Consider the following 22,894-nt stretch of genomic DNA (forward strand, 5'->3'; position numbering starts at 1 on the left):
CTGCTTAAATGCAGGCTTTTTTATTGCATTTTTATTTCAATGTTTATGTGAATGGTTTGAACAACTTAGGTTATGCTTAATGGAGATATTTTTGTATGTGAAGTAAGGAACACAGCAATTGAAACACGTTTCGATCGAACAATGGATGCCCGGTTTTAATCAACTGAAACAGTATGACCGCTCATGGTTTAAAGATGACCTTCGAGCCGCGTTATCTGTGGTGGCTGTCGCTTTGCCAGTTGCTATTGCTTATGCGCAGTTAACCGGAGTGTCTGCGATCGTTGGTCTTTATTCGTGTGTGCTTCCCATGCTGGTGTATGCCTTGTTCGGTACTTCTCGTCAGTTAATCATTGGCCCTGATGCTGCAACTTGTGCGGTTATTGCTGCCGTGGTCACTCCATTGGCTGCTGGTGACCCCACCAAACATTGGCAGTTAGTTATGACCATGACTGCGATGACGGGTATTTGGTGTATTTTGGCGAGCCGTTTCAAGCTTGGTGTTTTGGCTGATTTCTTATCACGACCAATTTTACTTGGGCTGTTAAACGGTGTGGCGCTAACTATTATCGTCGGTCAATTTGCGAAAATATTCGGTTTTAAGTTCGAACAGAGTTACCTTTTGGAACGATTGTATGAAGCCCCTTCTTTATTGCTGAGTGTTCATTGGCAAACCATGATGATCAGTGCCACTACGGTGGTTGTTTATCTGGCGTCAAAACGTTTCAGACCCCAGTGGCCAGCAGCGATGTTTGCCATATTCATTACCGGTGTAATGGTTTGGCTAATGAAGTTAGACGCTGTGGGTGTCCAAGTGGTGGGGGCGATTCAGGGTGGATTACCAGCATTTCAGGCTCCGACATTTGATATTGGGGTTTCCCGTGAACTTGTCGTGCCAGCGCTCAACTTAGCGGTAGTGAGCTTTGTGAGTATGATGTTGACCGCGCGTAGCTTCGCAGCGAAAAACGGTTATGACATTGACGCGGATAAAGAGTTTCAAGCCTTGGGGCTTGCGAATCTGGCGTCCGCATTTTCGCAAGGCTTTGCTATTAGTGGCGCAGATTCTCGTACTGCGGTGAATGACGCGAACGGTGGGAAATCACAACTGGTTTCCGTGATTGCAGCTGCGGTGATTGGCGCAATAGCGATATTTGCTTATCAGCCATTACAATACATTCCGATTGCGGCATTGGGTGTTGTGTTGATTATTGCGTCGATGTCTCTGCTGGATTTAAAAGGGGTTTGGCAACTTCGCAAACGCAATAAAGATGCGTTTTTTCTTGCTTCTATTACGCTGGTGTCAGTGCTGGTTATTGGTGTTATTCCAGGTATCACTTTGGCGGTATTGTTGGGTTTGTTCCAGTTCCTGCGCGTGGTCATGCGCCCAAGAGACCAAGTGTTAGGTTTGGATAAAAAAGGTACGGTACGTTCGATTGATCCATCAGGCAAAGCGACGGCGATTCCGGGTTTAATCATTTATCGTTTTAATTCTCCGCTAACTTACTTCAACGCACCTTACTTTAAGCGTCGTCTATTGGAGCTTTCTGAAGTGAGTGGTAGTGATGTTGTGTGTATCGTGGTTGATGCTGTATCCAGTTTTACCCATTTAGATCTGAGTGTGATGGCGATGCTTGGGGATGTTCAGTCGATTCTTAAGAAACGAGGCATACGTTTAGTGATTGCAGGACGAAAACGCAGTTTACGCAAATGGTGTGACCTAACTGGAGTACCTGTCGGCGATGGTGGGGTAGTGCTTCGTGCCGATCTCTATTTAGCAATTAAACTCAGCGGTTGTTATCAAGAAGCGTTTCTGGGAGGTCAAGTGCCCCCAGTGCAGAAAGAGAACGATCCAAACGAGAACACCACGAAAGCAACTCCCGAAGTGGCTTAACGCATAAATTAAAAAAAGAGCCTGTTAATACAGGCTCTTACAGTATGTGTAATGCGATTAAAGCGGTTTAGCGACTTCAATCACTACTTTGCCGAAGTTCTTACCTTCAAGCAGACCAATCAGTTGTTCTGGTGCGTTTTCTAAACCAACTTCAACTTGTTCACGGTATTTGATCTTACCTTCCGCTACCCATTGGTTCATGTCTTTAGCAAATTCGCCGTAACGATGACCGTAGTCGTCAAAGATAATGAAGCCCTGAATTCTTATGCGTTTAGTCAGGATCAGACCTGTAAGTTGAGACAAACGGTCTGGGCCTTCAGGCAGTGAAGTTGAGTTGTATTGAGCAATCAAACCACATACTGGAATACGTGCTTTGCTGTTCAACAGTGGCATTACAGCGTCGAATACTTTGCCGCCTACGTTTTCGTAGTACACGTCAATACCTTGTGGACAAGCGGCCGCAAGCTGCTCTGCAAAATCTTCTGCTTTATGGTCGATACAAGCGTCCATACCCAGTACTTCTACTGCATAACGACATTTCTCTTCACCACCTGCGATACCAACAACGCGGCAGCCTTTGATTTTACCAATCTGACCAACCGTTGAACCTACTGGACCTGTTGCAGAAGCGACAACAATTGTTTCACCAGCTTGTGGTGCGCCAATATCTAAAAGACCCATGTACGCAGTAAAGCCCGGCATACCAAGAACACCTAATGCCCATGAAGGATTTGTTGGGTTCGCACCTAGTTTCAATAGGCCAGCACCATCGGATAGTGAGTATTTCTGCCAACCTGTTGCGTATGAAAGAACCCATTCACCAACTTGGAAATCAGGGTTGTTTGATTCTTCAATTTGACACACAGTGCCACCAATCATTACGTCATTGATGGCTAGAGGTTCAGCATAAGATTCCGCATCACTCATACGGCCACGCATGTATGGGTCGAGTGATAAGTAGATAGTGCGCAGTAAAACTTCGCCTTCTTTTGGTTCTGGTTTAGCTACGGTTTCTAAGCGAAAGTTTTCTGCTGTTGGCGCGCCTACAGGGCGTGACGCCAACACGATACGTTGGTTTGTTGAGTCAGTCATTGAACTTTCCTTTTGTATTTTTAAATAATTAGACCAGTCGTCTAGTGTTCGTTTCAAAAAAACCGCTACGGAAATAGCGGATGAATCTGTTAAATCGGCACAGGTTTGCGTTTGTCGATATCGCTTAGTTGAGCTGTTCACCTTTTAAAATTTGTTCGGTTACTTTCAGCGCCTGAGCTAAGCTAGCGTCATCGAGGCGAATTTTATTTATCAAGCTCGCACCAATCCAAAGGTTATAAAGCAACTCTGATGTTTGGCGGCTATCTTTGACGTTTAATTCGCCTGACTGAATACCTTTTTCAATGTGTTCAGCCACGGTAATGATTACTCGGTCTGTGCCTTTGTGTAGCGCTAAGCGCATCGGCTCAGATAAATCAGAGACTTCACCTGCGAGTTTCACCACTAAGCATTTACCAGTTTGGCACGCACTGCTGTTTTGTTCCATCCAGTAACGCCAATATTGCATGAGCTTTTCATATTCACTCATATCACTCTTAGCAAACAGGTTTTCAAGCTTCTGCTGGTAGTGATTGAAGTAATCTTGCAGCAGCGCTTCTCCAAATTGTTCTTTGGATTTGAAGTAGTGATAGAAAGAACCTTTCGGTACTTCAGCATTTTTCAATAGTTCAGACAGGCCAACACCGGTAAAGCCTTTACTGGCAACCAGTTTATAGCCAATGTCTAAAATATGTTGTTTTGTGTCGTTTGATTTTTCGTTCATGCGAGTCAATATAATTTAAATTAGACCGGTCGTCTAGTAATTTTTTAAAAGGAACCTCAAAGTACAAATTGCGTTTCTTTGCTCAATAAATTTGAACTCAAAAATCAGGTTCGACTTGGAAGTGCATACGCTCTTTTGTGTAAGGATGATCAAAGCTCAGACTTTCTGCATGCAGATGAAGGCGCTTATCTTTTTGCCCGTATAGGTCATCACCGACAATCGCCATATTCAAGCCGTCGGCGTGGGCACAATGCACGCGAAGCTGGTGTGTTCGCCCAGTTTTCGGATACAAATAAACTCGGCTCTTGCCTTCATTGCTGCTGATTTTTTGCCAAAATGTTTCGGCTGGTTTGCCATGTTCGTAGCAAACCATTTGGCGAGGTCGGTCATCTAAATCACCACGTAGAGGAAGCGTTATTTCACCTGAGTCAGCCGTCAGCTCGCCGCTCAATAGCGCTACGTAGCGTTTCTCAACGCCGCGAGTAATAAACTGCTTTTGCAAACTTTTGTTCGCGCGGCGAGTGAGTGCAAACACTAATATTCCAGATGTCGACATATCTAATCGATGCAGAACAAAAGGGCCTTCTACATCGATAAACATTGCCTCTAAGCGTGTGAGAACTGAGTCTTTGATATTTACACCGGGTACAGACAAAAACTCAGCGGGCTTGTTGACGACGACAATTGCTTCATCTTGATAGAGGATCTCTATCTCTTTGCCGTCAGCGGGGTTTTCAAGCAATGGATTGTCATCCAGAGCAATACCATCAAGCATGTGACCCAATATCGGATGGCACTTGTTATTACATGCTGGATAGTATTTCTTATGCTGGCGGATTTCAGATTTTGGTGAACGCCCCCACCAGAATTCAGCCAATGCAACCGGTTTTAATTGGTGCGCAAAAGCGTATTGCAACAATTTAGGGGCAGCACATTCTCCGGAACCGGCTGGTGGAATAGGATTTGCTGTGCCTTCAAAGATGTCGACCAGCGATTTTTCATCACCCTGCTGATTTAAAAACTGATACTGCGAGAACAGCTTTTTCTGCAAAGCAGCAGAAAGTTGCTTACGTTTTTCTTTGAGTTCATCAAGCTGACTTTGGTGCTGATCAAGTTCCGATTGAAGCAGAGCTAGCTCGTTATCCCATTTTTGCTTGAGATGCTTGAGCTGATTCTTTTCCGTCACACTCTGCTGAGCAAGTTGTTCAAAAAGCTTATCTATCTCATCGCTAGACATGTTTTCAGGAGGTATTTGACGCAACAATTTACGTTGCTTGCGTCCCTCTATCATCACTTGACGATGGGATTCAATTTCTTGTTCTGCTTGCTTTGAACAAGTTTGAATGGCCTCGGTTAATTGTGCAGAGATTGGTGAGTTATTCAATTCTCGAACTTGGCGGTTAATTTCTGCTATTTGATTGGCTTCCAAACGGAAGAAGGTTTCGTCTTCAAAACGATCAAATACTGGCGGCACGAAGTGAGGTTGCTGTAGCTTTTCAGCCAACAAACCGGAAAAGGCGGAGAGGTAGCCGAGTTCGCCTTTTGGAGTTTGTACCACTAACACGCCAAACATTTTGCCGTGAGAGTCGGTTTCATTTTCAGTGAGTCCGAAAGGGTGTGTCCAATCGGTCTGAGTTGCAATATGTTGTTGTAGTTCTTTGGCGGCGATTTCGCTCAGTGGATGAGGCTCGTAGCAAAACGGGAAAGTAAAACGCTCCGGTAGTGTGTATCCAGAAATGTCTGTCTGAAATGGAGTAAAACAGTGATCGGAGTGCTTCATAACGCTGGAACCTCGGTAGGTAACCCTAAATATCAGCGCGGAATTTTACTGGGCGCAGAGGGAAAAGCCATCATTTTGTTTACCCATTTGTTTGTTTACCCATAATCACCAGAACGATGCCACCCAGAATAAGCGCACTGACAAAGATCAGATGTAGCGTAAATGCTTCACCTACCAGCAAAGTTCCGCCCGCTATGGCAATCACTGGCACCGATAACTGAGCGACAGATGCCTGCAATATCGACAAATGGGCAATGACTCTATACCACAAAATGTAGCCAGCAGCGGAGGCAATACTGCCGGAAATTAAAGCGAGAATGATGCCTTTCGATGAACTCGTTTCAATGTTAACCAACCACGGAGTGGCTACCAGACAAAGTATCCCCGCAACCCAAAAGCCTTGCGAGATGGCAGAAATAGGATTGCCACTGTTGCGACCAACTAGGGTAAAGATAGCCCATGCTAACCCCGAAAGAATCATCAAGAGAGCGGAGAGAATATCGGGTCTGGTGACACTGGGCGCCATTAGATAAACAAAACCGGATATAGAAACAACTAAACCCACAAGTTCTAATGCGTTGATTTTATTCCCTTGGAAGAAGTGTGCAGCAAGTAAACTAAGTTGCACTGTACCAAAAAGCAGCAGTGCACCTGTTCCAGTAGAGAGCTTTAAGTAGGCAATAGAAAAAGATAACGCATAAGTAAACAGAGCTAATCCCGCTTTAAGGGCAAACATCGGCTGGTAGCTTCTCTCGTTTTTTTTCACCATCATACTGTGTAACACGATCAAGGTGACCGCGCCTGAAACAAGCCGAAGGTAAGTAAAGGTGGTGGCGTCAATGGTTTGGTCTTGCAATGCTAGACGGCACAAAATGGAGTTCGCTGCAAAAGCCAACATGGTAATGACAGTTAAGAAGATAGGTGACACGATGAAAAACCTTATTGTTATGTTATGGATAATTTAAGGTTAAATACATGTATACAACAATCTTTAATTTACTTTGATGATCAAACTAACTACACTTTAGAAAATTTGATTATCAAAGTATTTGTTATGCAAACTCCAAGTTGTCCCCAAACGCAGACGTTTTCTTACACGAATAAGAAAGGCGAAAAGCGTACGCTTTATGTTTTATTGCTGACGGTTGTTACCATGGCTGTCGAGATTACCGCAGGTAGTTTTTACGGTTCTATGGCGCTGCTCGCGGATGGTTGGCATATGGGCACACACGCCGCTGCATTTTGTATAACGCTATTCACGTATCGTTATGCTCGTAAGCATGAGAAAACCCGAGCATATACATTTGGTACCGGTAAAGTGGGCGTTTTGGGCGGATACACAAGTGCAATCGGCTTAGGCTTAGTGGCGTTGGTAATGGCTGGCGAATCCATTCATCGCTTGTTTAATCCGCTCAGTATTCAATTTAATGAAGCGATTGTGGTTGCCGTTATTGGCCTTGTAGTCAACGTTGCCAGTATGTTTTTATTGCACGACCATCACGACCATCACGACCATCACGACCATGCCCATAACCATGACCACAACCTTACTGCGGCTTACATGCATGTGCTGGCCGATGCATTAACATCGTTATTGGCTATCGCGGCTTTGATTGTTGGCAAATACTTAGGGTGGGTGTGGTTAGACCCAATTATGGGTGTTGTCGGCGCACTTGTGATTACTAAGTGGGCGGTAGGTTTAATGAAGCAAACCGCGCCTATTTTGCTTGATGCTAATATCAGCCATGACTATGAAAAGAAAGTGCTAACCAAACTTACCGAAGCGGGCGCAAAAGTGAATGATATTCACGTTTGGAAAGTGAGTGCGAATCACTATTCTGCGGTGATAAGAATGTCGGCTGATTCGAACAAAGATGCCCTCTATTTTAGACAGGTATTGAAAGAGTTTGATAGACTCCACCACCTTACGCTAGAAGTAAATCCGCTTTAAAGGCCATGACATATGCACCAGTTAACCGAGCTAAACAATCTGATTACTGAGTTCTACGACAAGATGTCTTCTTGGGAGATGTCCGTTGTTAAAGAAACAGGGTATTCATTGGCTCAAATACACACCCTCGAGGTGTTAGGTTCTCATGGTGCAATGCGAATGAAAGAGCTGGCTAATCGACTCAGCATTACAACCGGAACCTTAACCGTTCAGGTGGAAAAGTTAGTTCAGGCAGGGTTGATAGAACGTCAATCTATAGAAGGTGATCGACGTTCTGTTCAGGTTGCTCTTACCGAAGAAGGAACAAAGGTATTTCAACAACACAATACCTTGCATATGTCACTTACAGAAGAACTCACTCGTCGTTTTAGTGCTGAGCAACAAAAGAATCTCGCTCAGATGCTGACGTTAATCAATCAAGAGTTCTAGCTAATTCTATAGCTTTGAGCTAGAGCATTGGGACTACGGAAAGTAACAGTAGCCCTCCCATCGCCCCATTAAACCAGCGGACATAACTCGGATGATGCATCCATTGGCTAAGCTGTTTGCCTGCTGCTGTCCAGACACTGACCGAAGGCACATTCACCATCGCAAATACAATCGCAATGATGGCTAGACCCACCAAGCTCGTGGTGTCGTTGTAAACACTCACTGCAGTTAGCGCCATTGACCAGCCTTTAGGATTCACCCACTGAAACATCACTGCAGAAACAAAGGTCATAGGTTTATAGTTTGTGCTGTTGTTGCTGGGCTTACTTAGAACAATTTTAACGGCCAGATAAACTAAGTAGCTTAAACACAGCCAGTGCAGAACTTGTTGAATGATGGGGTATTGTTGGAATACACCAATTAAACCTATGCCAACCAGAATGATCATAAAGCTAAATCCAAAGGTAACTCCGGCCATATGGGGTATGGTTTTTTTAAACCCTACGTTTGCACCAGATGTCATCAACATAATGTTGTTTGGACCAGGGGAAAACGTGGAGACAAATGCAAACATCACTAAAGGCCACCATTGATATAAATCCATTTTCTCTCCTGCAATTGTTATCAAATGATGGAAAAATTGTAATTGGATGCGAACGCAATTTTGTGCTTATATTTGTGCTAACTGAAATTTATAAGCAATAAAATTTAGCTATGGATAGATTTGACGAAAGAATATTGTTTGAGCTTCAGGCTGATGGGCGAATCTCGAATGTAGAGCTGGCTGAAAGGGTGGGATTATCACCTTCGGCTACTTTAAGGCGAGTGCAGGAACTGGAGAGAACCAAAGTGATCAAAGGTTATCGCGCTGTATTGGACAAAAATCAGCTTGAAGTTGGGTTTATTGCGTATGTTTCGATTGGTTTAAATAGCCATACCAAGCAGTCACAACTCGCTTTTGAAGAGCATGTTCGCTTTGCCAAGGAAGTGGTGGAATGCCATAACATTACAGGCATGAATGAGTATTTGTTACGAGTAGAGACTAAGGATCTAAATTCGTACAAGCGCTTTCACTCGAATGTATTGGGAGAAAGCCCGCAAGTGACGTCAATCTCGACCATGGTGGTAATGGATTCACCGAAAGATGAGCGGCAGTAAAGATACAAAACTGCACGAATACAAAAAAGGCGATGGACTGAATGACCATCGCCTTTTTTACTTAGCTAAGCATGATTGCCGTTTTATACACGGAAGTAGCTCAGTTGTTCTTTTTGCTGCTCTGCAAGGGCAGACAATTCTTGGCTTGCCGCAGCTGACTGAGTAATACCCGCTACGTTCTGGCTTACCAATTCATAGATTGTAGCCAAGTTGCGGTTAATATCTGAAGTTACGTGGTTTTGCTCTTCAGAGGCTGCGGCAACTTGAGTATTGATACCATTCAGTTCTGAAATCGCATGACTAATACTGTTCAGATGTTCGCTCACCTGATCGCCCAATGCTTGATTGGTTTCAATCATCTTCAAGCTCATATTCATACTGTCATTGGCAATGCCAGATTTATTTTGCAGCTCTTCAATGATGAGCTGGATTTCCTGAGTGGATTGTTGAGTGCGTGCTGCCAGCATACGTACTTCGTCGGCAACAACAGCAAAGCCACGGCCGCTTTCTCCAGCACGCGCAGCTTCAATTGCCGCGTTCAACGCCAGTAAGTTGGTTTGCTCAGAAATGCCTTCAATCACTTCGATAACCTGACCAATTTGCTCAGATTGCTCTTTCAGGCCATTCACCACCAAGGCCGCTTCGTTAAGCTGATGAGCCATGTCGATACTTGCTTGGTGGCTTTGTTCGAATATTGCCAAGCTATCTTTTGCTTGTTGATTGGCCTGTTGAGCTGCTTGTTCAGCTTGAGATGCATTACCGGTCACACTCTGCGCAGCACCTTCAAGTTGGTTTACCGCTGAAGCCACTTGTTCTACTTCTTGCTTTTCTTGGTCAGAGTTAACACTTGATTGAGTCATTACTGCCGCAAGCTCTGTTGCTGCAGAAGCGACTTCAACGCTAATGCGGATTAAAGTTTCAACGGTTTCACGCAGCTGTTTAGTCGTCGCGTTGATGTCACGCGTCAGTGCGCTTACTTCGTTGTTGCCTTCCACTTTAGCTTCAACTAGCAAGTTACCTTTTGCTATTTCACGCACAATCGTTTGTAGGTTCTGAATAGGCTTTACAATAATGCTTGCTAACAGCCAACTGCAAAGTGCCGCCAGAATCAACACAGTGACAAATCCAATCATGGAGTTTTGCATGACTGTGCCATGATGAGCTTCAGAAGCATGAACGCTTTCCACTGCAAGCACATTGAGTCTGCTTGAAAGTTCTTCAATCGCTTTGACCATTTTGGCTCCAGCATCTCTGTAAACCGCAGAGGCCTGCTGATATTTGTTGTCAAAGCTTGAATCAAGGTTTGTTTGGCTATGCTTAGTTTTAAGCAAAGGGATCATAGTGTTAAGAGAGTAATCTACATAGTGCTTCATCGCTTTTTGCAGCGCTGAGACTTCTGGCTGTAGACCTTGGACGGTGTTTAGAGATTGAAGCAACTGAAGGTTCTTTGCTTCGTTCTCTTTTAGTACGGATTGAAGACGTGCGACTTCGTCAGGAGTGAACAAGCTATAGATAGCACTGATGCGCATACTATAGGTGTTGTTCACAATATTAGTAACATCATCTTTGTGTTCAACAAGCTGCTCGGTGGATTGAGTAACATTATTGAACGCAGTTTTAAGACTTGATGAGCTATATGTAATACCAACAGTCAGAAGAAGCATAGTAACAAGCACAGGCACGACAACCTGTAACTTTATAGACAACCCGGAGATCAGCTTTCGCATGATTTATCCTTATGTAAATAGTAGTAATTATTATTTGATACTTTTGTAACTTAGGGAGTTTATCGATTTAGAGTAATAATTCAATTATTTCTGGGCTCAAAATAACCATTCTGAGTCTAATTTTTGAGCAGTTATACTGCTTTTTTGATGATTATCTGATTTTTTACTCAGGTGACAACGTTCCCAGGCGGGATTTTATGTGAAATAAGCAACTGGGTACATATATTTGAGATAAATAATTCAATTTGTCATGCAGTTTTCAACGAACTGAAACACAACTGTCACATTCGGATTCTAAAGTGAATCCCGTTCCAGTAAATCAACGGCAAATAAATTAGCCACTTAAGGAAAGAATGTGATGAAAAAGACAGTAATCGGTGCAATCGCTCTTCTAGGCGCACTAGCAATTAACCCTGTTTCCGCTAAAGAAACTATCTCTGCAGTGGGTTCTAGCAGCGTAACACCACTGATGGAAGTTTTCTCAGAAACATACATGAAAACAAACTCGGACGTTTTTATTGAAGTACAAGGCCCAGGTTCTTCTGCTGGTATTAAAGCAGCGAAGAATGGCAGTGCAGATATTGGTATGTCTTCTCGTAATCTGAAAGACTCTGAAAAAGAATCAAACCTAGTAGAAGAAGTGATTGCTCGTGATGGTATCGCAGTGGTTGTTCACCCAAGCAACAAAGTTAAAGGCCTAACTTCTGAGCAAGTTTCTGAAATCTACAAAGGCGAAATCACTAACTGGAAACAAGTTGGCGGTGAAGATAAGCCAATCGTAGCGATTACTCGTGATACTGCTTCTGGTACTCGTGGCGCATTCGAAGAAATCATGGAACTTAAGAAAAAAGTGTCTGGTAAAAAAGTTTCAGCAATCTCTCAACGTGCGCAAGTTGCGAACGGTAATGGTGGTCTGAAAACTATGGTTGCTTCTAACCCATACTCAATCGGCTACATTTCTCTTGGTACTGTAGATGGTTCAGTTCATGCGCTAGCAGTTGATGGTACTCCTGCAACGGTAGAAAACGTTAAAGCAGGCAGCTACAAAGTTGCGCGTCCTTTCCTTGTTCTTTACAAGAAAGGTGCACCTTCTGCAGCTACTCAAAAATTCCTAGACTGGATGCTAACGGCTGAAGCTCAAAAGATCGTTGCTTCACACCACTACATCTCTGTGAAATAAGATTCAAATTAATAAACTTTGCTCAGCCCGCTTTGGGCTGGGCTTTTGTATTACATACCGACGAACGAATGAAAGTTGGTTTGCTCGGTAGGTGAGATTGAGAACATCTATGACCATCGCAAATAGTGACAATCTTATGGATATCGAAAAGACGCAAGCAAAGCGTAAACTGCGTGCACAAAAGCGCGTAGATTGGAAAGAACGTTTCTTCCACGGTTTGTTTTTGACGAGTGCCGTTATCGGTATCGTTTCTCTAGCTGTTATTGCCTACTTTATCGTAAGAGAGAGTATTCCTGCATTCCAAGAAGTTGGCGTTTCTGGCATCGTTCTTGGCCAAGATTGGTTACCACCAGCGTTATACGGTGTGGCTACCATGATTGTGGCATCTGTTGTTTCTACTTTCGGAGCGGTAATTGTTGGCGTACCTATTGGTGTGTTGACGGCAATTTTTATCGCAGAAATTGCACCGAAACGTGTTGCAGACATTATTCGTCCAGCAGTTGAGTTGTTGGCGGGTATCCCTTCGGTTGTTTACGGCTTCTTCGGCTTGGTTATTATCGTTCCCCTAATTCAGAACATTTTCCAAGTACCTGCGGGTAACACGATTCTCGCGGGGATTATTGTTCTTGGTGTGATGATTCTGCCAACCGTTATCACCGTATCAGAAACGTCAATCCGTGCTGTACCTCACGCGTACAAAGAAGGTTCTTTGGCACTGGGTGCGTCAAACATCTACACGATTTTCAAACTTCTCGTTCCGGCAGCTCGTTCAGGCATTATGACTGGCGTGATTTTGGGTATTGGCCGTGCGCTTGGTGAAACCATGGCGATCATCATGGTTATGGGTAATGCGCCAGCGATGCCTGAAGGCATTCTTGACTCTGCACGTACCCTGACGGCGAACATCGCGATTGAGATGTCATATGCAAGTGGCGTTCATGCTAATGCTCTATATGCCACTGGTGTTGTGTTGCTTGTGTTTATCATGATGCTTAATGCTGCTCTTCTGTACCTAAACCGTGAGAAAGCGAGGTAATGACTATGGATTTCGCAAAAGATAAACAAGCGGATCGCGTAAAACTAAAACAAGCACGTGTGTTTAAAGATAACGTATTACGTGGCTTTATCTGGCTTGCAGCGGCTTTAACTGTTGGCTTTCTGTTCTGGATTATTTGGTACATCCTATCTAACGGTTTAAAACACGTGGATTGGGCATTCGTTACTGATAACTACACGCGTACCGGCGATGAACACGGTATTTTCCCGATGATTATCTCAACCATTTATATGGTGATAGCGTCGATAGCGGTCGCGGCTCCTATGGGGATCATGACGGCGATTTATCTGACCGAATACGCCAAAGTCGGCAGTAAGCTGGTAAAAATCATTCGCTTTTGTACAGAGTCACTTGCGGGTATTCCATCGATCATCTTTGGTCTGTTTGGTATGACGTTCTTTGTGGTGATTCTTGGTCTTGGATTCTCGATTCTTTCGGGTGCATTGACCCTAAGTATCCTGATTTTGCCAGTTATCATTCGTACTACAGAAGAAGCGTTGATGGCGGTACCACAAACGTATCGCGAAGGCTCTTATGGTCTTGGTGCTTCAAAAATTTACACTATCTGGCGTCTCATTTTACCAAGTGCGATTCCAGGTATTCTGACTTCTGTCATTTTGAGTATTGGCCGTGTTATCGGTGAATCAGCTCCAGTGTTTTTAACCGCTGGTATGGTGGCTCGCGTTCCTGATTCTCTTCTGGATTCAGGTCGTACATTAACCGTGCACCTATACAAATTGACGACTGAATTATTCACGATTGAAGAGTGGAATCAAGCGTATGGAACAGCCACAGTGCTGATTGTTGTTGTGTTGCTCATCAACATGGTTACCAAGTTAATCGCTAAGCGATTCAACACTGCAACTTACTAATCCGATACGACTGACAGAATTTAAGAGAAACGAAAATGAACAAATTTAATATTGAAAATCTGGATTTATTCTACGGTGAAAACCAAGCACTAAAATCTATCAACCTGCCTATTCCTACCCGCCAAGTAACGGCTCTGATCGGCCCATCAGGCTGTGGTAAGTCAACGTTGTTGCGTTGTTTGAACCGCATGAATGATCTTATCGAAGGTGTCACCATCAAAGGTAAGCTGGAGATGGACGGTCAGGATATCTATGGCAACGTTGATGTTTCGGATATCCGTATCCGTGTAGGTATGGTTTTCCAAAAGCCGAACCCATTCCCTATGAGCATTTACGAAAACGTGGCGTACGGTCTGCGTGCTCAAGGCGTGAAAGATAAGAAACATATCGATGAAGTGGTCGAGCGTTCACTGCGTGGTGCAGCACTTTGGGATGAAGTGAAAGACCGTTTGAAGTCACACGCGTTTGGTTTATCGGGTGGTCAGCAGCAACGTTTATGTATTGCTCGTACTATTGCAATGGAACCGGATGTGATCCTGATGGATGAACCGACGTCTGCTCTTGACCCAATTGCTACGCATAAAATTGAAGAGTTGATGGAAGAGTTAAAGAAAAACTACACCATCGTTATCGTTACTCACTCAATGCAGCAAGCGCGTCGTATTTCAGACCGCACCGCATTCTTCTTGATGGGCGAGCTGGTTGAACATGACGATACACAGGTGATTTTCAGTCAACCTAAAGATGACAGAACAAAAGGCTATGTGAACGGTGATTTTGGTTAATCGCAACGTATTCACCAAAAAGAAGTGATTACTGACAACGCTTACTGGCTAAAACACTTTATAACTATAAAGCGATGGTAACTTTGCCCCTCAGAATGAGGGGCCTTTTTTTTGATGCTTCATTGCATACATTTTCTGGTCTGCAATATGAATTAATTGGTTGATGTCGGTGGCATCGTTTGGATAGGAACTAACACCAATACTGGTATTTAACGCGCGATATTGCTTGTCCCCGACGACAAACTTCTCTTCGAAACATTGTTCAATAAGGCTTTGCATTCCTTCTAATTCTAATGGCTCCGCCGTGTTAATAATGAGTGCAAACTCATCGCCACCCATGCGAAACAGCTCAAAATCGAAAGTTGGGATATGAGACAAACGCTGAGTCACTTGCTTTAGAACAGAATCACCAGCTAAATGGCCTAACTCATCGTTAATTGCTTTAAATCCATTGAGATCCAACAGGAACAGTGAGTATTCACTGTCCTTAGGTCGATGCGAAATAGAACGGAACATCGATAGCCGATTGCCGATATCGGTAAGTGGATCCGTTAATGCTAGCAAACGATGATATTGAGCTTCTTTGTACCAAATAAAGCTCACTAAACCGATCGAAAGAAATAGCAGCAGGATAAGCGCAAACTGAATGTTGGTAACAAACTGTGCTTGTTTCTTTTGTGCCAAGTACATTGGGCTTTGAATTTTAAAGTTATCGTTAATGTATTGAATTACATCCAGATATAGCGCATCGGCATTAGCCATGAATCTTTCAAGAGAGGGTTCGTCATTGACGTTGAGCAATAAGGCTTCAAGCAATTTAAACTTATCAAAAGAGCTTTTGAAGTAGTGTAAAGTCCCGTCTATTTCTAAAAATTCTTCCGCTTCACTGTTGTTTAAAATGAGGTCAAAACGGCTCCAAGTCAGCTCATACTTCAGCTTTAGATTATCCAAATCTTGAGGAGTATCTAGGGAGTGAGGCATAACTGAAACTAACTCGGTAAACTCTTTGGTCAGGTAAAATAAGAACCAAGTAGCTTTGTGCTGTTTGTAACTGTATGAACGAGCCAGATTCTGGGTCAAAGCCAGGGTATAAAGGTTAGCGATCATCAAAATAACAGAGACGATCAACAGTAAAGTCTTTGTTCGTTGAATTAATGGATGTAACTGCTTACTTTGAGTGGCTGCAATCATCAGTAATTAATCGTTATCTCTTTTATTTGCCATACCATTTGAGAGTGGTATTCAGGAGTATTTGTTTGAGGATACTTTGACATATCGTAAATAAACCATAAGGGACCTTTATCGCGCACTCGCATGGGCTGGCCATTGATGGCGTAAGCCACCATTGGTTTGTAATGGGTCAAATCATCAATTGAGGTGGTTGATGTATAGTCGTTTAATCCAGTAAAGGAGACGCTGGTTGCGTCTTTAGCTTCAAGGTAGCTCAACAAATCAATGACAGTGAAACCGGTAAAAGTTAAGGACTGGCCGCCTTTTGTCCAAGGGGTATCTGTTTTAAAACTGACGACAGGTAAGTCAGTTTTCAGTAAATCCATAGACAGCACGACGGGAGTTTGCCCCGAACGCTTTACGGTTAAGTCAAAAGCGGATGCGTAGGTACTAATAAAAAACAAAGAGGCTACTAAAATCCATTTCATTACATCATTCACTTTGATTCGTTGAAGGCTATTCGTACTTAGATTCAGTCGACCATCGACCTGTACAGAATATTCCTACAAAATTATACGGTGCATATCTAACCAGTTCTATTTTTTATTGGTAAATATAGTGCTTAAGTTAGATGATTTTGGACTATTGACCTGAAAAGTATGCAATGGAGTGAATGCGATTTTGGAAAGGAATATGGAGAGAGTTTTATATCATTCCGGCAATAAACAATAAAAAAGGCTTCAACGAGTGAAGCCTTTTGTTTGCGAATCTGAATTTAGAAAATCAAATGTGCAACACCAGCGATAACCGGTAGGGTGATAAGCGTACGTAGAATGAAGATAACGAACAGTTCTACGAAGTTAACCGGGATACGGCTGCCTAGCATTAGTGCACCCACTTCAGACATATAAATAAGCTGAGTAACAGACATCGCTGCGATAACAAAGCGAGTCATTTCATTGTCGATTGAAGCCGCAAGAATTGCAGGAATGAACATGTCTGCAAAACCAACAACGATAGTCTGAGATGCTTGAACCGCTTCAGGTACGCCTAATAGCTCTAAGTAAGGAACGAATGGTTGACCAAGCACTGAGAATACAGAAGTGTATTCAGCAATAACTAAAGCAACAGTCCCTAAGCCCATAACCACTGGCAGTACACCAAATACCATGTCGACAGCATTACGAATACCTTCGCCAAACACAGACTGGAACGATTTCACTTGACCCGCTTTCGTTAGCGCTAGCTTCATACCCCAAGAAAGAGATGTGTGACCTTCTGGAATCGCATCTGCATCTGCATCAGGTTTTGAACCATCAATGAAAGTGTTTTTCTTCAAGCTTAGTGGTGGCAGACGAGGAATAATGATCGCTGCAACAAAGCCTGCTAAACAGATAGCACCGTAAAATGGTAAGAACAGGTGCTCCAATTCTACCTGAGCAATAACGACTAAGCTGAATGTGATAGATACTGCTGAGAAGGTTGTACCTACAACGGCAGCTTCACGTTGTGTATAGAATTTGCCTTCATATTGTTTGCTTGTTAGTAAGATACCAACGCTGCCGTCACCTAACCATGAAGCGACACAGTCAATTGCACTGCGGCCAGGCAGGTTAAACAGAGGACGCATTACTTTACTTAGAAGTGCACCCATTAGCTCCAACAAACCAAAGTTAAGTAGTAGAGGTAACAGTAAGCCAGCAAAAATGAATACTGAGAATAGCGTTGGTAATAAGCCTTCTAGAACTAACCCGCCAGTGTTTTCTTCCCAAATGGCTTTAGGACCAACTTGGAAGAAAGTCATGATGACTGCTGCGCCACCAATCACTCGTACGGCAAGCCATAACCACGATGGGTTAAACAGACTGTTTAAAAATGGTTTCTCAACAATGAATGCTGGTTTGAAAAGTTTCGTTGCAAAAGAAGCAACCGACATAAACGCAATAATAGTGGTAATAATGGCAACTAAGGCGTCACCAAACAAAGCTTGTACAGACTTAGCCAATACAGCAACAGGGATGGTGAATGAACCGTCATAACTGATCGGTGCCATAAATAGGAATACCCCGATCAAAGAAGGGATCAGGAACATCCATAAGCTTCCAGCAGACTTCTGTTCTACTGGAGTGTCTAGTGTTTGAACGTTATCTTGCATTATTTTTCTCGTGTTACTACAAGTCAATTAAAACCATGTCCTTGGTATATTAATTCACTAAACATCCGTATTTTCTCATTGCCGCGAGAATATCTGTTTTTCAATGAATTTGCAATATTATTCATTGAAAGAGGGTAAATATTCACACTGTTGCACTATATAAATGGCAAATTATAGTGATTTGTTTCGTTATTGTTACACTAGTGAAGGGTTTGTATAAAATCATTTATGTGTTTAATGTGATATTGGGCGCAGACTTGCAGATTGAAATGGGAATCGGAAGATGTTTTCTTTTGTAAGTTATAGAAATATAAAGAAAAGCTCTTAGTTATTAGACTAAGAGCTAGAATTTGAGGATTGACAAAGGAAGAGTGTTGCCTTTTGGTGCTAGATAGTATCTGAATTTGTTAATGAAATTTTATCTATGGTGTTTAAGCTTTCACGCAATGCGTCATCGAAATCTTTATACACATTCTCTTCACCAACAAGATGAATAATTCCTGCCCTTTCTAACTTTTGTGTGACACGCGCATTCGCTCCTGAAATGAGCACGGTGACATTTTTATGATGAAAGTTTTCGATGATTTCTTCGAGAGCTTGCAGTCCGGTAATATCCATAAACGGTACCCATCTTAAACGTATGATCAGAATCTTTGGTGTTTCCTGAATGCTCGTCATCACACGCTCAAAAGTTTCAGCGGCAGCAAAAAAGAACGGACCATCAAGTGCATAAATAGCTAATTCTCGCGGCAATACGCTCTTTCCATGACGCTTTAAATCGGGCGTTAATTCCTCCGCCGTTGGTGCTTTTACTTCTACACTAGAAGCCATACGTTTCACAAAGTGAAGTATAGCGATAATCACACCTATGTTTACTGCGACGACAAGGTCTGCAAATACCGTCAAGCTAAAGGTAATAAGCAGGATAACCACATCTGCCTTAGGTGCTCGTTTTACCAGCTTAATGAAGTGTGGAATTTCACTCATGTTCCAGGCGACGACGAATAGAATCGCACTTAACGTTGCTAGCGGAATGTTAACCGCGAGTGGTGCGAGAACCAATAAAATGACGACGAGTGTTAAGGCGTGAATAATGCCGGCTAGCGGACTATTACCACCATTACGGATATTGGTCGCGGTACGGGCAATGGCACCTGTTGCCGCAATACCACCAAAAATCGGTGCGATGATATTGGCAATTCCCTGTCCCACTAATTCTTGGTTTGAATTGTGTTTGGTTCCCGCCATACCATCAGCTACAACTGCAGAAAGTAGAGACTCAATTGCACCGAGCATAGCGATAGCAAAAGCAGGGCCGATCAACTGAATAATCTGAGAAAACGAGATATCAGGAACAGAGAGTTCTGGTAAACCTTGCGGAATACCACCAAAAGCAGAACCTATGGTGCGTACGCCTTCAAAACCGACGACATACTGCAATGTGGTGACTACCACCAGTGCCAGCAGAGGACCCGGAATACGCGACAACTTTGGAATTTTAGGCCCTGCAATCACCAAGGCCAAAGACAGCAAGGCTAACAAAGTGGTTGTTAAGTGAAGCTGTGGGAACGCGTGGAAAATAGCAATCAGCTTTTGATGAAAATGTGCACCACTGATCTTAGGTAGTCCAAAGAAATCTTGCCATTGACCAACCCAAATAATGACGCCGATACCGCTGGTAAAGCCAACAATTACCGGGTCTGGTATATAACGAATGATGCTGCCGAGCTTAGTGACACCAAGAATAAGCAGAATCACACCCGCCATCATGGTCGCGATTTGTAATCCGCCAACCCCATACTGAGCAACTATTCCCGCCAGAATGACGATAAACGCGCCGGTAGGGCCTGCAATTTGAACTCGCGAGCCACCAAATAGAGAGACAATTAAGCCAGCAATAATCGCGGTATAAATGCCTTGTTCAGGTTTCACTCCTGATGCAATTGCAAATGCCATCGCTAAAGGAAGAGCAACCACCCCGACAATCAATCCCGCACTTAAATTATTTAACCAGTGCTTACTTTTGAGCAGACCTGCTTTATGGGATTCATAGATGGCAAACATATCAATAGCCTTAAAAATGGTGTGGTAATCGAACGGCGTCTGATTCTACGCTCATTTCATATCCTGTAAAGGTAGGATTCAGATAGAATTTATTCGCCAAAGTAAGCTTGTTTTTGAGCACGAAGACCCTTTGTGAGAGTTTGTCGTAATGAATTTTTACTAATAGGCTGAAGGCTAAGTACTCTCAATGTCATAGCGCTTAGGTTATAGTGTTCGCGTCTTATAAAACAGCAAATTACTAACACTATGAAAAAACGCTTTTTACCTATTCCTCTGATATTACTTACTCCTATTGTTTTGCTCGTTATCGTCGTTGCGGCGGGTGTTTACCGCTTTTCATTGTCTGATCAAGAAATCATGGCGAAATTCCCAACAACAACCAAACAACATGACCCAATAGCAAAAGCTGTGTTTGGATTAGACCTTCCTAACCCCATCACTGTTCCGGTTCCTGAAACCCCAAGCTTTGCATTTATGGAATCTTGGGATGAGCAGCAGCGCTGGGTGATTGGAAACTATGATTCGGGCAGCGAACGTGGCTCTGTCGCATTGGATACTCAACGAATGCTGAAGCTCAAAGGTTTTGAAGAAAGTCATGGTTACCTTTCGGTGATTCGTGTTTCCAACCAAGGATCAGGGGAATTCAATTACTTAGCCTTATTTAAATATGACTCACTCAGATCTCGTATGGTGATGGTGAGCAGCCAGCTTTTAGGTGATCGTATAAACGTGCAGACACTGGCCCAAAATGGAAGTAAAGTGACAGTTGAATTATTAAGCCATGAAAATAATGTGGCTTTCTCTGAGGCACCAACGAAATCTATGTCTATACTATTTTCGATATCGGAGAAATATCAGCTATCTCCATCCAACTAGAAACTTCGTTTCAATAGGGTAGGTGTGTAGCAAGATAATGCCTTAGTGATACTCATTTGTATGAGGAAACTTCTTGGCTGAATTTAGATGTATATTTTTGAGTTTCTATCATTTGCCTAGCAGAATACTTTATGAGCAAAAATGGAGTTTTATATGATTAATAAGCGTTTCTTTAAGACAAAAAATGAAGTAGAGGTGACATTTGAGCTGGATGCACCGGATGTCGCATCGAATGTCGCTATTGTTGCAGATTTTCTTGATTGGCAGCCTCAGCCAATGAAGAAAGTTGCTAAATCCAGTGTGTTTAAGTTTAAAACCCGTCTACCAAAAGATTCTAATTACCAGTTCCGTTATCTTTTAGACGAAGAACTTTGGGTGAATGATCCGCAGGCCGATCAATACATTCCTAACGGCTATGGTGAAGATAACTGTATGGTTTCCACGCACGAATAAATTAGGCTATCGACCATATAGTTAAAAGTAATGTTGATTGGCTATTGAAGCCTAAACTTGCGCTATAAACAAAACTTCTAAAAAGGCACATTTGTGCCTTTTTACTATTCTTTACTCGCTCAATAATGACTTTTTGTTAAGAAAGCCGTAATCTGTGCCTCTTTTTAAATGATTTACACAGGTAAGGTTGTGCTTTCAAAGTCTGTTATTTTGCGATTTTCAGAGCTTTCAAAAGGAAAGAAAGCCTTTGCATTAGGGTTACCTATTGTAGCTGCTGCAGCCATCTTGTTCTCGTCAAATCCTGATTCAAATCAGCGACGTATTGCTTTGTCTATCCAGGAATCAGATGTAGTTGAATCTATTTTTGGTGAATCAAAGCAAGAGAGTGCGCCACTTCCTGATTACGAATATGTAATCAAACCCGGTGACAACTTAAGTAGCATCTTTAATCAGCTTGGTTTTTCTTACCAAGAGCTGATGAAGATAATGGAAACCGACTTAAACTATCTTGCGCTGGATACATTGAAGCCTGGCAACATACTGCGTTTCTGGTCAGGAGATAATAAGCGAACTCTGGCTAAGATGGAGTTGGAGTTTAGTTTGGTTGAGCGAGCGGTTTATTCGCGTGTTGAAGATGGAAGTTTTGAATATAAGGACGTAACTTTACCTAGCCGATGGAAAGAGTTTGCTCTTGTCGGTGAGATTCAGGGTAGTTTTTCACAATCTGCGAATAAAATTGGTTTAGGCAGTGCTGAGATCGATCAAATCGTCGCTTTGTTGAAGGATAAAGTGAATTTTGGTCGAGACTTGCGCGCGGGCGACCCGTTTGAAGTGGTTCAGTCTCGTCAGTATGTCGGTGAAAAACTGACAGGCAACCGAGAAATTCAAGCGATTAAAATTTACACTCGTAATAGTGAAGTGTCTGCGTATTTATACAAAGATGGTCAGTATTACGACAAAGATGGCAACAGTCTTCAACGTGCTTTTCAACGTTATCCGACAAAAACACATTGGAGAATGTCATCGGGCTTCAATCCTAATCGCCACCACCCTGTCACTGGACAGTATGCTCCGCACAATGGTACGGATTTCGCGACTCCGATAGGAACACCAGTTCTGTCAACGGGTGATGGTGAAGTGATCATGACTCGCCACCACCCGTATGCGGGTAACTATGTTGTGATTAAGCATGACAATACCTATAGCACCCGTTATTTGCATTTGAGCAAAATACTGGTGCGTAAAGGACAGAAGGTGACTCGTGGTCAACGCATTGGATTATCTGGAAAATCAGGCCGTGTAACTGGACCACATTTACATTATGAATTGATCGTTCGTGGTCGTCCGGTTGATGCAATGAAAGCGAATATCCCAATGGCAACGTCGGTGCCGAAAAAAGAGATGTCCGTGTTCCTTGCTCGTCGTGAGCAGCTTGATAAAATTCTCGACTCGAAAGAGAGCATGCTAGCGTCAAATACCAAAGACGTGCCCCAAGAAGGTTAAGCTTCGGTTTATCAATGTTTCAATAGCCCTATC

21 protein-coding genes are annotated in these 22,894 nt (G+C 43.0%); 11 read left to right on the forward strand and 10 right to left on the reverse strand.

The annotated features are described in order from the left end of the window. The first annotated feature begins 145 nt into the window (after positions 1-145). Complete coding sequence (locus HUO09_RS07525; RefSeq protein ID WP_188233785.1) at positions 146-1,888, forward strand: SulP family inorganic anion transporter; 1,743 nt, start codon at positions 146-148, stop codon at positions 1,886-1,888. 57 nt (positions 1,889-1,945) lie between these two features. Here HUO09_RS07525 and HUO09_RS07530 read toward each other — a convergent pair whose 3' ends face one another. The 4 genes from HUO09_RS07530 to HUO09_RS07545 form a co-directional block, all read right to left on the reverse strand. Next, complete coding sequence (locus HUO09_RS07530) at positions 1,946-2,980, reverse strand: NADP-dependent oxidoreductase (protein ID WP_167410276.1); 1,035 nt, start codon at positions 2,978-2,980, stop codon at positions 1,946-1,948. Positions 2,981-3,104: 124 nt separating this feature from the next. Next, the gene (locus HUO09_RS07535) at positions 3,105-3,701 is read right to left on the reverse strand and encodes a TetR/AcrR family transcriptional regulator (protein ID WP_188233533.1); all 597 of its coding nucleotides are present in this window, start codon (positions 3,699-3,701) and stop codon (positions 3,105-3,107) included. Positions 3,702-3,798: 97 nt separating this feature from the next. After that, entirely contained in the window at positions 3,799-5,481 is a 1,683-nt protein-coding gene (locus tag HUO09_RS07540) for an RluA family pseudouridine synthase (protein ID WP_188233534.1), read from the reverse strand. A 79-nt stretch (positions 5,482-5,560) separates the two neighbouring features. Continuing rightward, the gene (locus tag HUO09_RS07545) at positions 5,561-6,409 is read right to left on the reverse strand and encodes a DMT family transporter (protein ID WP_188233535.1); all 849 of its coding nucleotides are present in this window, start codon (positions 6,407-6,409) and stop codon (positions 5,561-5,563) included. A 126-nt stretch (positions 6,410-6,535) separates the two neighbouring features. On the opposite strand from HUO09_RS07545, the gene dmeF reads away from it, so the two are divergent. Both dmeF and HUO09_RS07555 read left to right on the forward strand, forming a co-directional pair. After that, the gene (dmeF, locus tag HUO09_RS07550; protein ID WP_223159341.1) at positions 6,536-7,432 is read left to right on the forward strand and encodes a CDF family Co(II)/Ni(II) efflux transporter DmeF; all 897 of its coding nucleotides are present in this window, start codon (positions 6,536-6,538) and stop codon (positions 7,430-7,432) included. Positions 7,433-7,444: 12 nt separating this feature from the next. After that, positions 7,445-7,861 (forward strand): MarR family winged helix-turn-helix transcriptional regulator, encoded by a 417-nt coding sequence (locus tag HUO09_RS07555; RefSeq protein ID WP_167410281.1) that lies wholly within the window; start codon positions 7,445-7,447, stop codon positions 7,859-7,861. Positions 7,862-7,880: 19 nt separating this feature from the next. On the opposite strand, the gene HUO09_RS07560 is transcribed toward HUO09_RS07555, so the two are convergent. Continuing rightward, positions 7,881-8,465 carry a LysE family translocator gene (locus HUO09_RS07560; RefSeq protein WP_167410282.1) on the reverse strand — a complete coding sequence of 195 codons (585 nt, stop codon included), beginning with the start codon at positions 8,463-8,465 and terminating at the stop codon, positions 7,881-7,883. Positions 8,466-8,575: 110 nt separating this feature from the next. Here HUO09_RS07560 and HUO09_RS07565 point away from each other — a divergent pair, with 110 nt between their 5' ends. Beyond that, a complete protein-coding gene (locus HUO09_RS07565; protein WP_167410283.1) occupies positions 8,576-9,019 on the forward strand; it encodes an Lrp/AsnC family transcriptional regulator in 444 nt (147 codons plus the stop codon). An 83-nt stretch (positions 9,020-9,102) separates the two neighbouring features. Here HUO09_RS07565 and HUO09_RS07570 read toward each other — a convergent pair whose 3' ends face one another. Then, complete coding sequence (locus tag HUO09_RS07570; RefSeq protein ID WP_167410284.1) at positions 9,103-10,746, reverse strand: methyl-accepting chemotaxis protein; 1,644 nt, start codon at positions 10,744-10,746, stop codon at positions 9,103-9,105. 358 nt (positions 10,747-11,104) lie between these two features. On the opposite strand from HUO09_RS07570, the gene HUO09_RS07575 reads away from it, so the two are divergent. The 4 genes from HUO09_RS07575 (at position 11,105) to pstB (ending at position 14,640) form a co-directional block, all read left to right on the forward strand. Then, positions 11,105-11,926, forward strand: a complete 822-nt coding sequence (locus HUO09_RS07575) for a phosphate ABC transporter substrate-binding protein (RefSeq protein WP_167410285.1) — start codon at positions 11,105-11,107, stop codon at positions 11,924-11,926. A 109-nt stretch (positions 11,927-12,035) separates the two neighbouring features. After that, positions 12,036-12,962, forward strand: a complete 927-nt coding sequence (gene pstC / locus HUO09_RS07580; RefSeq protein ID WP_167410286.1) for a phosphate ABC transporter permease subunit PstC — start codon at positions 12,036-12,038, stop codon at positions 12,960-12,962. Between the two features lie 5 nt (positions 12,963-12,967). Next, positions 12,968-13,855, forward strand: coding sequence for a phosphate ABC transporter permease PstA (gene pstA, locus HUO09_RS07585; RefSeq protein ID WP_188233537.1), 888 nt, complete (start codon positions 12,968-12,970; stop codon positions 13,853-13,855). A gap of 35 nt (positions 13,856-13,890) precedes the next feature. Beyond that, on the forward strand, positions 13,891-14,640 hold the full coding sequence (gene pstB, locus HUO09_RS07590) for a phosphate ABC transporter ATP-binding protein PstB (protein WP_167410288.1): 750 nt from the start codon (positions 13,891-13,893) through the stop codon (positions 14,638-14,640). 90 nt (positions 14,641-14,730) lie between these two features. Here the strand turns inward: pstB and HUO09_RS07595 are convergent, their stop codons facing one another. The 4 genes from HUO09_RS07595 to HUO09_RS07610 all read right to left on the reverse strand — a co-directional run bounded on the left by HUO09_RS07595 (position 14,731) and on the right by HUO09_RS07610 (position 20,029). Then, a complete protein-coding gene (locus HUO09_RS07595; RefSeq protein WP_167410289.1) occupies positions 14,731-15,831 on the reverse strand; it encodes a GGDEF domain-containing protein in 1,101 nt (366 codons plus the stop codon). Next, the gene (locus HUO09_RS07600) at positions 15,831-16,298 is read right to left on the reverse strand and encodes a molybdopterin-dependent oxidoreductase (protein WP_188233538.1); all 468 of its coding nucleotides are present in this window, start codon (positions 16,296-16,298) and stop codon (positions 15,831-15,833) included. Before HUO09_RS07600 ends, HUO09_RS07595 begins: the two co-directional genes overlap by 1 nt. Positions 16,299-16,585: 287 nt before the next feature. After that, positions 16,586-17,965, reverse strand: coding sequence for a YjiH family protein (locus HUO09_RS07605; protein ID WP_167410291.1), 1,380 nt, complete (start codon positions 17,963-17,965; stop codon positions 16,586-16,588). A 387-nt stretch (positions 17,966-18,352) separates the two neighbouring features. Beyond that, positions 18,353-20,029 carry a SulP family inorganic anion transporter gene (locus HUO09_RS07610; protein WP_167410292.1) on the reverse strand — a complete coding sequence of 559 codons (1,677 nt, stop codon included), beginning with the start codon at positions 20,027-20,029 and terminating at the stop codon, positions 18,353-18,355. Between the two features lie 246 nt (positions 20,030-20,275). On the opposite strand from HUO09_RS07610, the gene HUO09_RS07615 reads away from it, so the two are divergent. From HUO09_RS07615 to HUO09_RS07625, 3 genes are all read left to right on the forward strand, one after another. Next, complete coding sequence (locus HUO09_RS07615; RefSeq protein WP_167410293.1) at positions 20,276-20,905, forward strand: hypothetical protein; 630 nt, start codon at positions 20,276-20,278, stop codon at positions 20,903-20,905. Between the two features lie 153 nt (positions 20,906-21,058). Beyond that, positions 21,059-21,358: an isoamylase early set domain-containing protein gene (locus HUO09_RS07620; RefSeq protein WP_167410294.1), complete on the forward strand. Its 300-nt coding sequence runs from the start codon at positions 21,059-21,061 to the stop codon at positions 21,356-21,358. A gap of 189 nt (positions 21,359-21,547) precedes the next feature. Then, positions 21,548-22,861, forward strand: a complete 1,314-nt coding sequence (locus HUO09_RS07625) for a peptidoglycan DD-metalloendopeptidase family protein (RefSeq protein ID WP_188233539.1) — start codon at positions 21,548-21,550, stop codon at positions 22,859-22,861. Positions 22,862-22,894: the final 33 nt, after the last annotated feature.

Origin of the sequence: Vibrio sp. Y2-5, from assembly GCF_014596725.1 — a bacterium.
GTDB lineage: Bacteria > Pseudomonadota > Gammaproteobacteria > Enterobacterales > Vibrionaceae > Vibrio.

Coding starts and splice junctions, on each gene's coding strand:
- HUO09_RS07525 (WP_188233785.1), top strand. CDS start 146: ATGCCCGGTTTTAATCAACTGAAACAGTATGACCGCTCATGGTTTAAA.
- HUO09_RS07530 (WP_167410276.1), bottom strand. CDS start 2,980: ATGACTGACTCAACAAACCAACGTATCGTGTTGGCGTCACGCCCTGTA.
- HUO09_RS07535 (WP_188233533.1), bottom strand. CDS start 3,701: ATGAACGAAAAATCAAACGACACAAAACAACATATTTTAGACATTGGC.
- HUO09_RS07540 (WP_188233534.1), bottom strand. CDS start 5,481: ATGAAGCACTCCGATCACTGTTTTACTCCATTTCAGACAGACATTTCT.
- dmeF (WP_223159341.1), top strand. CDS start 6,536: ATGCAAACTCCAAGTTGTCCCCAAACGCAGACGTTTTCTTACACGAAT.
- HUO09_RS07555 (WP_167410281.1), top strand. CDS start 7,445: ATGCACCAGTTAACCGAGCTAAACAATCTGATTACTGAGTTCTACGAC.
- HUO09_RS07560 (WP_167410282.1), bottom strand. CDS start 8,465: ATGGATTTATATCAATGGTGGCCTTTAGTGATGTTTGCATTTGTCTCC.
- HUO09_RS07565 (WP_167410283.1), top strand. CDS start 8,576: ATGGATAGATTTGACGAAAGAATATTGTTTGAGCTTCAGGCTGATGGG.
- HUO09_RS07570 (WP_167410284.1), bottom strand. CDS start 10,746: ATGCGAAAGCTGATCTCCGGGTTGTCTATAAAGTTACAGGTTGTCGTG.
- HUO09_RS07575 (WP_167410285.1), top strand. CDS start 11,105: ATGAAAAAGACAGTAATCGGTGCAATCGCTCTTCTAGGCGCACTAGCA.
- pstC (WP_167410286.1), top strand. CDS start 12,036: ATGACCATCGCAAATAGTGACAATCTTATGGATATCGAAAAGACGCAA.
- pstA (WP_188233537.1), top strand. CDS start 12,968: ATGGATTTCGCAAAAGATAAACAAGCGGATCGCGTAAAACTAAAACAA.
- pstB (WP_167410288.1), top strand. CDS start 13,891: ATGAACAAATTTAATATTGAAAATCTGGATTTATTCTACGGTGAAAAC.
- HUO09_RS07595 (WP_167410289.1), bottom strand. CDS start 15,831: ATGATTGCAGCCACTCAAAGTAAGCAGTTACATCCATTAATTCAACGA.
- HUO09_RS07600 (WP_188233538.1), bottom strand. CDS start 16,298: ATGAAATGGATTTTAGTAGCCTCTTTGTTTTTTATTAGTACCTACGCA.
- HUO09_RS07605 (WP_167410291.1), bottom strand. CDS start 17,965: ATGCAAGATAACGTTCAAACACTAGACACTCCAGTAGAACAGAAGTCT.
- HUO09_RS07610 (WP_167410292.1), bottom strand. CDS start 20,029: ATGTTTGCCATCTATGAATCCCATAAAGCAGGTCTGCTCAAAAGTAAG.
- HUO09_RS07615 (WP_167410293.1), top strand. CDS start 20,276: ATGAAAAAACGCTTTTTACCTATTCCTCTGATATTACTTACTCCTATT.
- HUO09_RS07620 (WP_167410294.1), top strand. CDS start 21,059: ATGATTAATAAGCGTTTCTTTAAGACAAAAAATGAAGTAGAGGTGACA.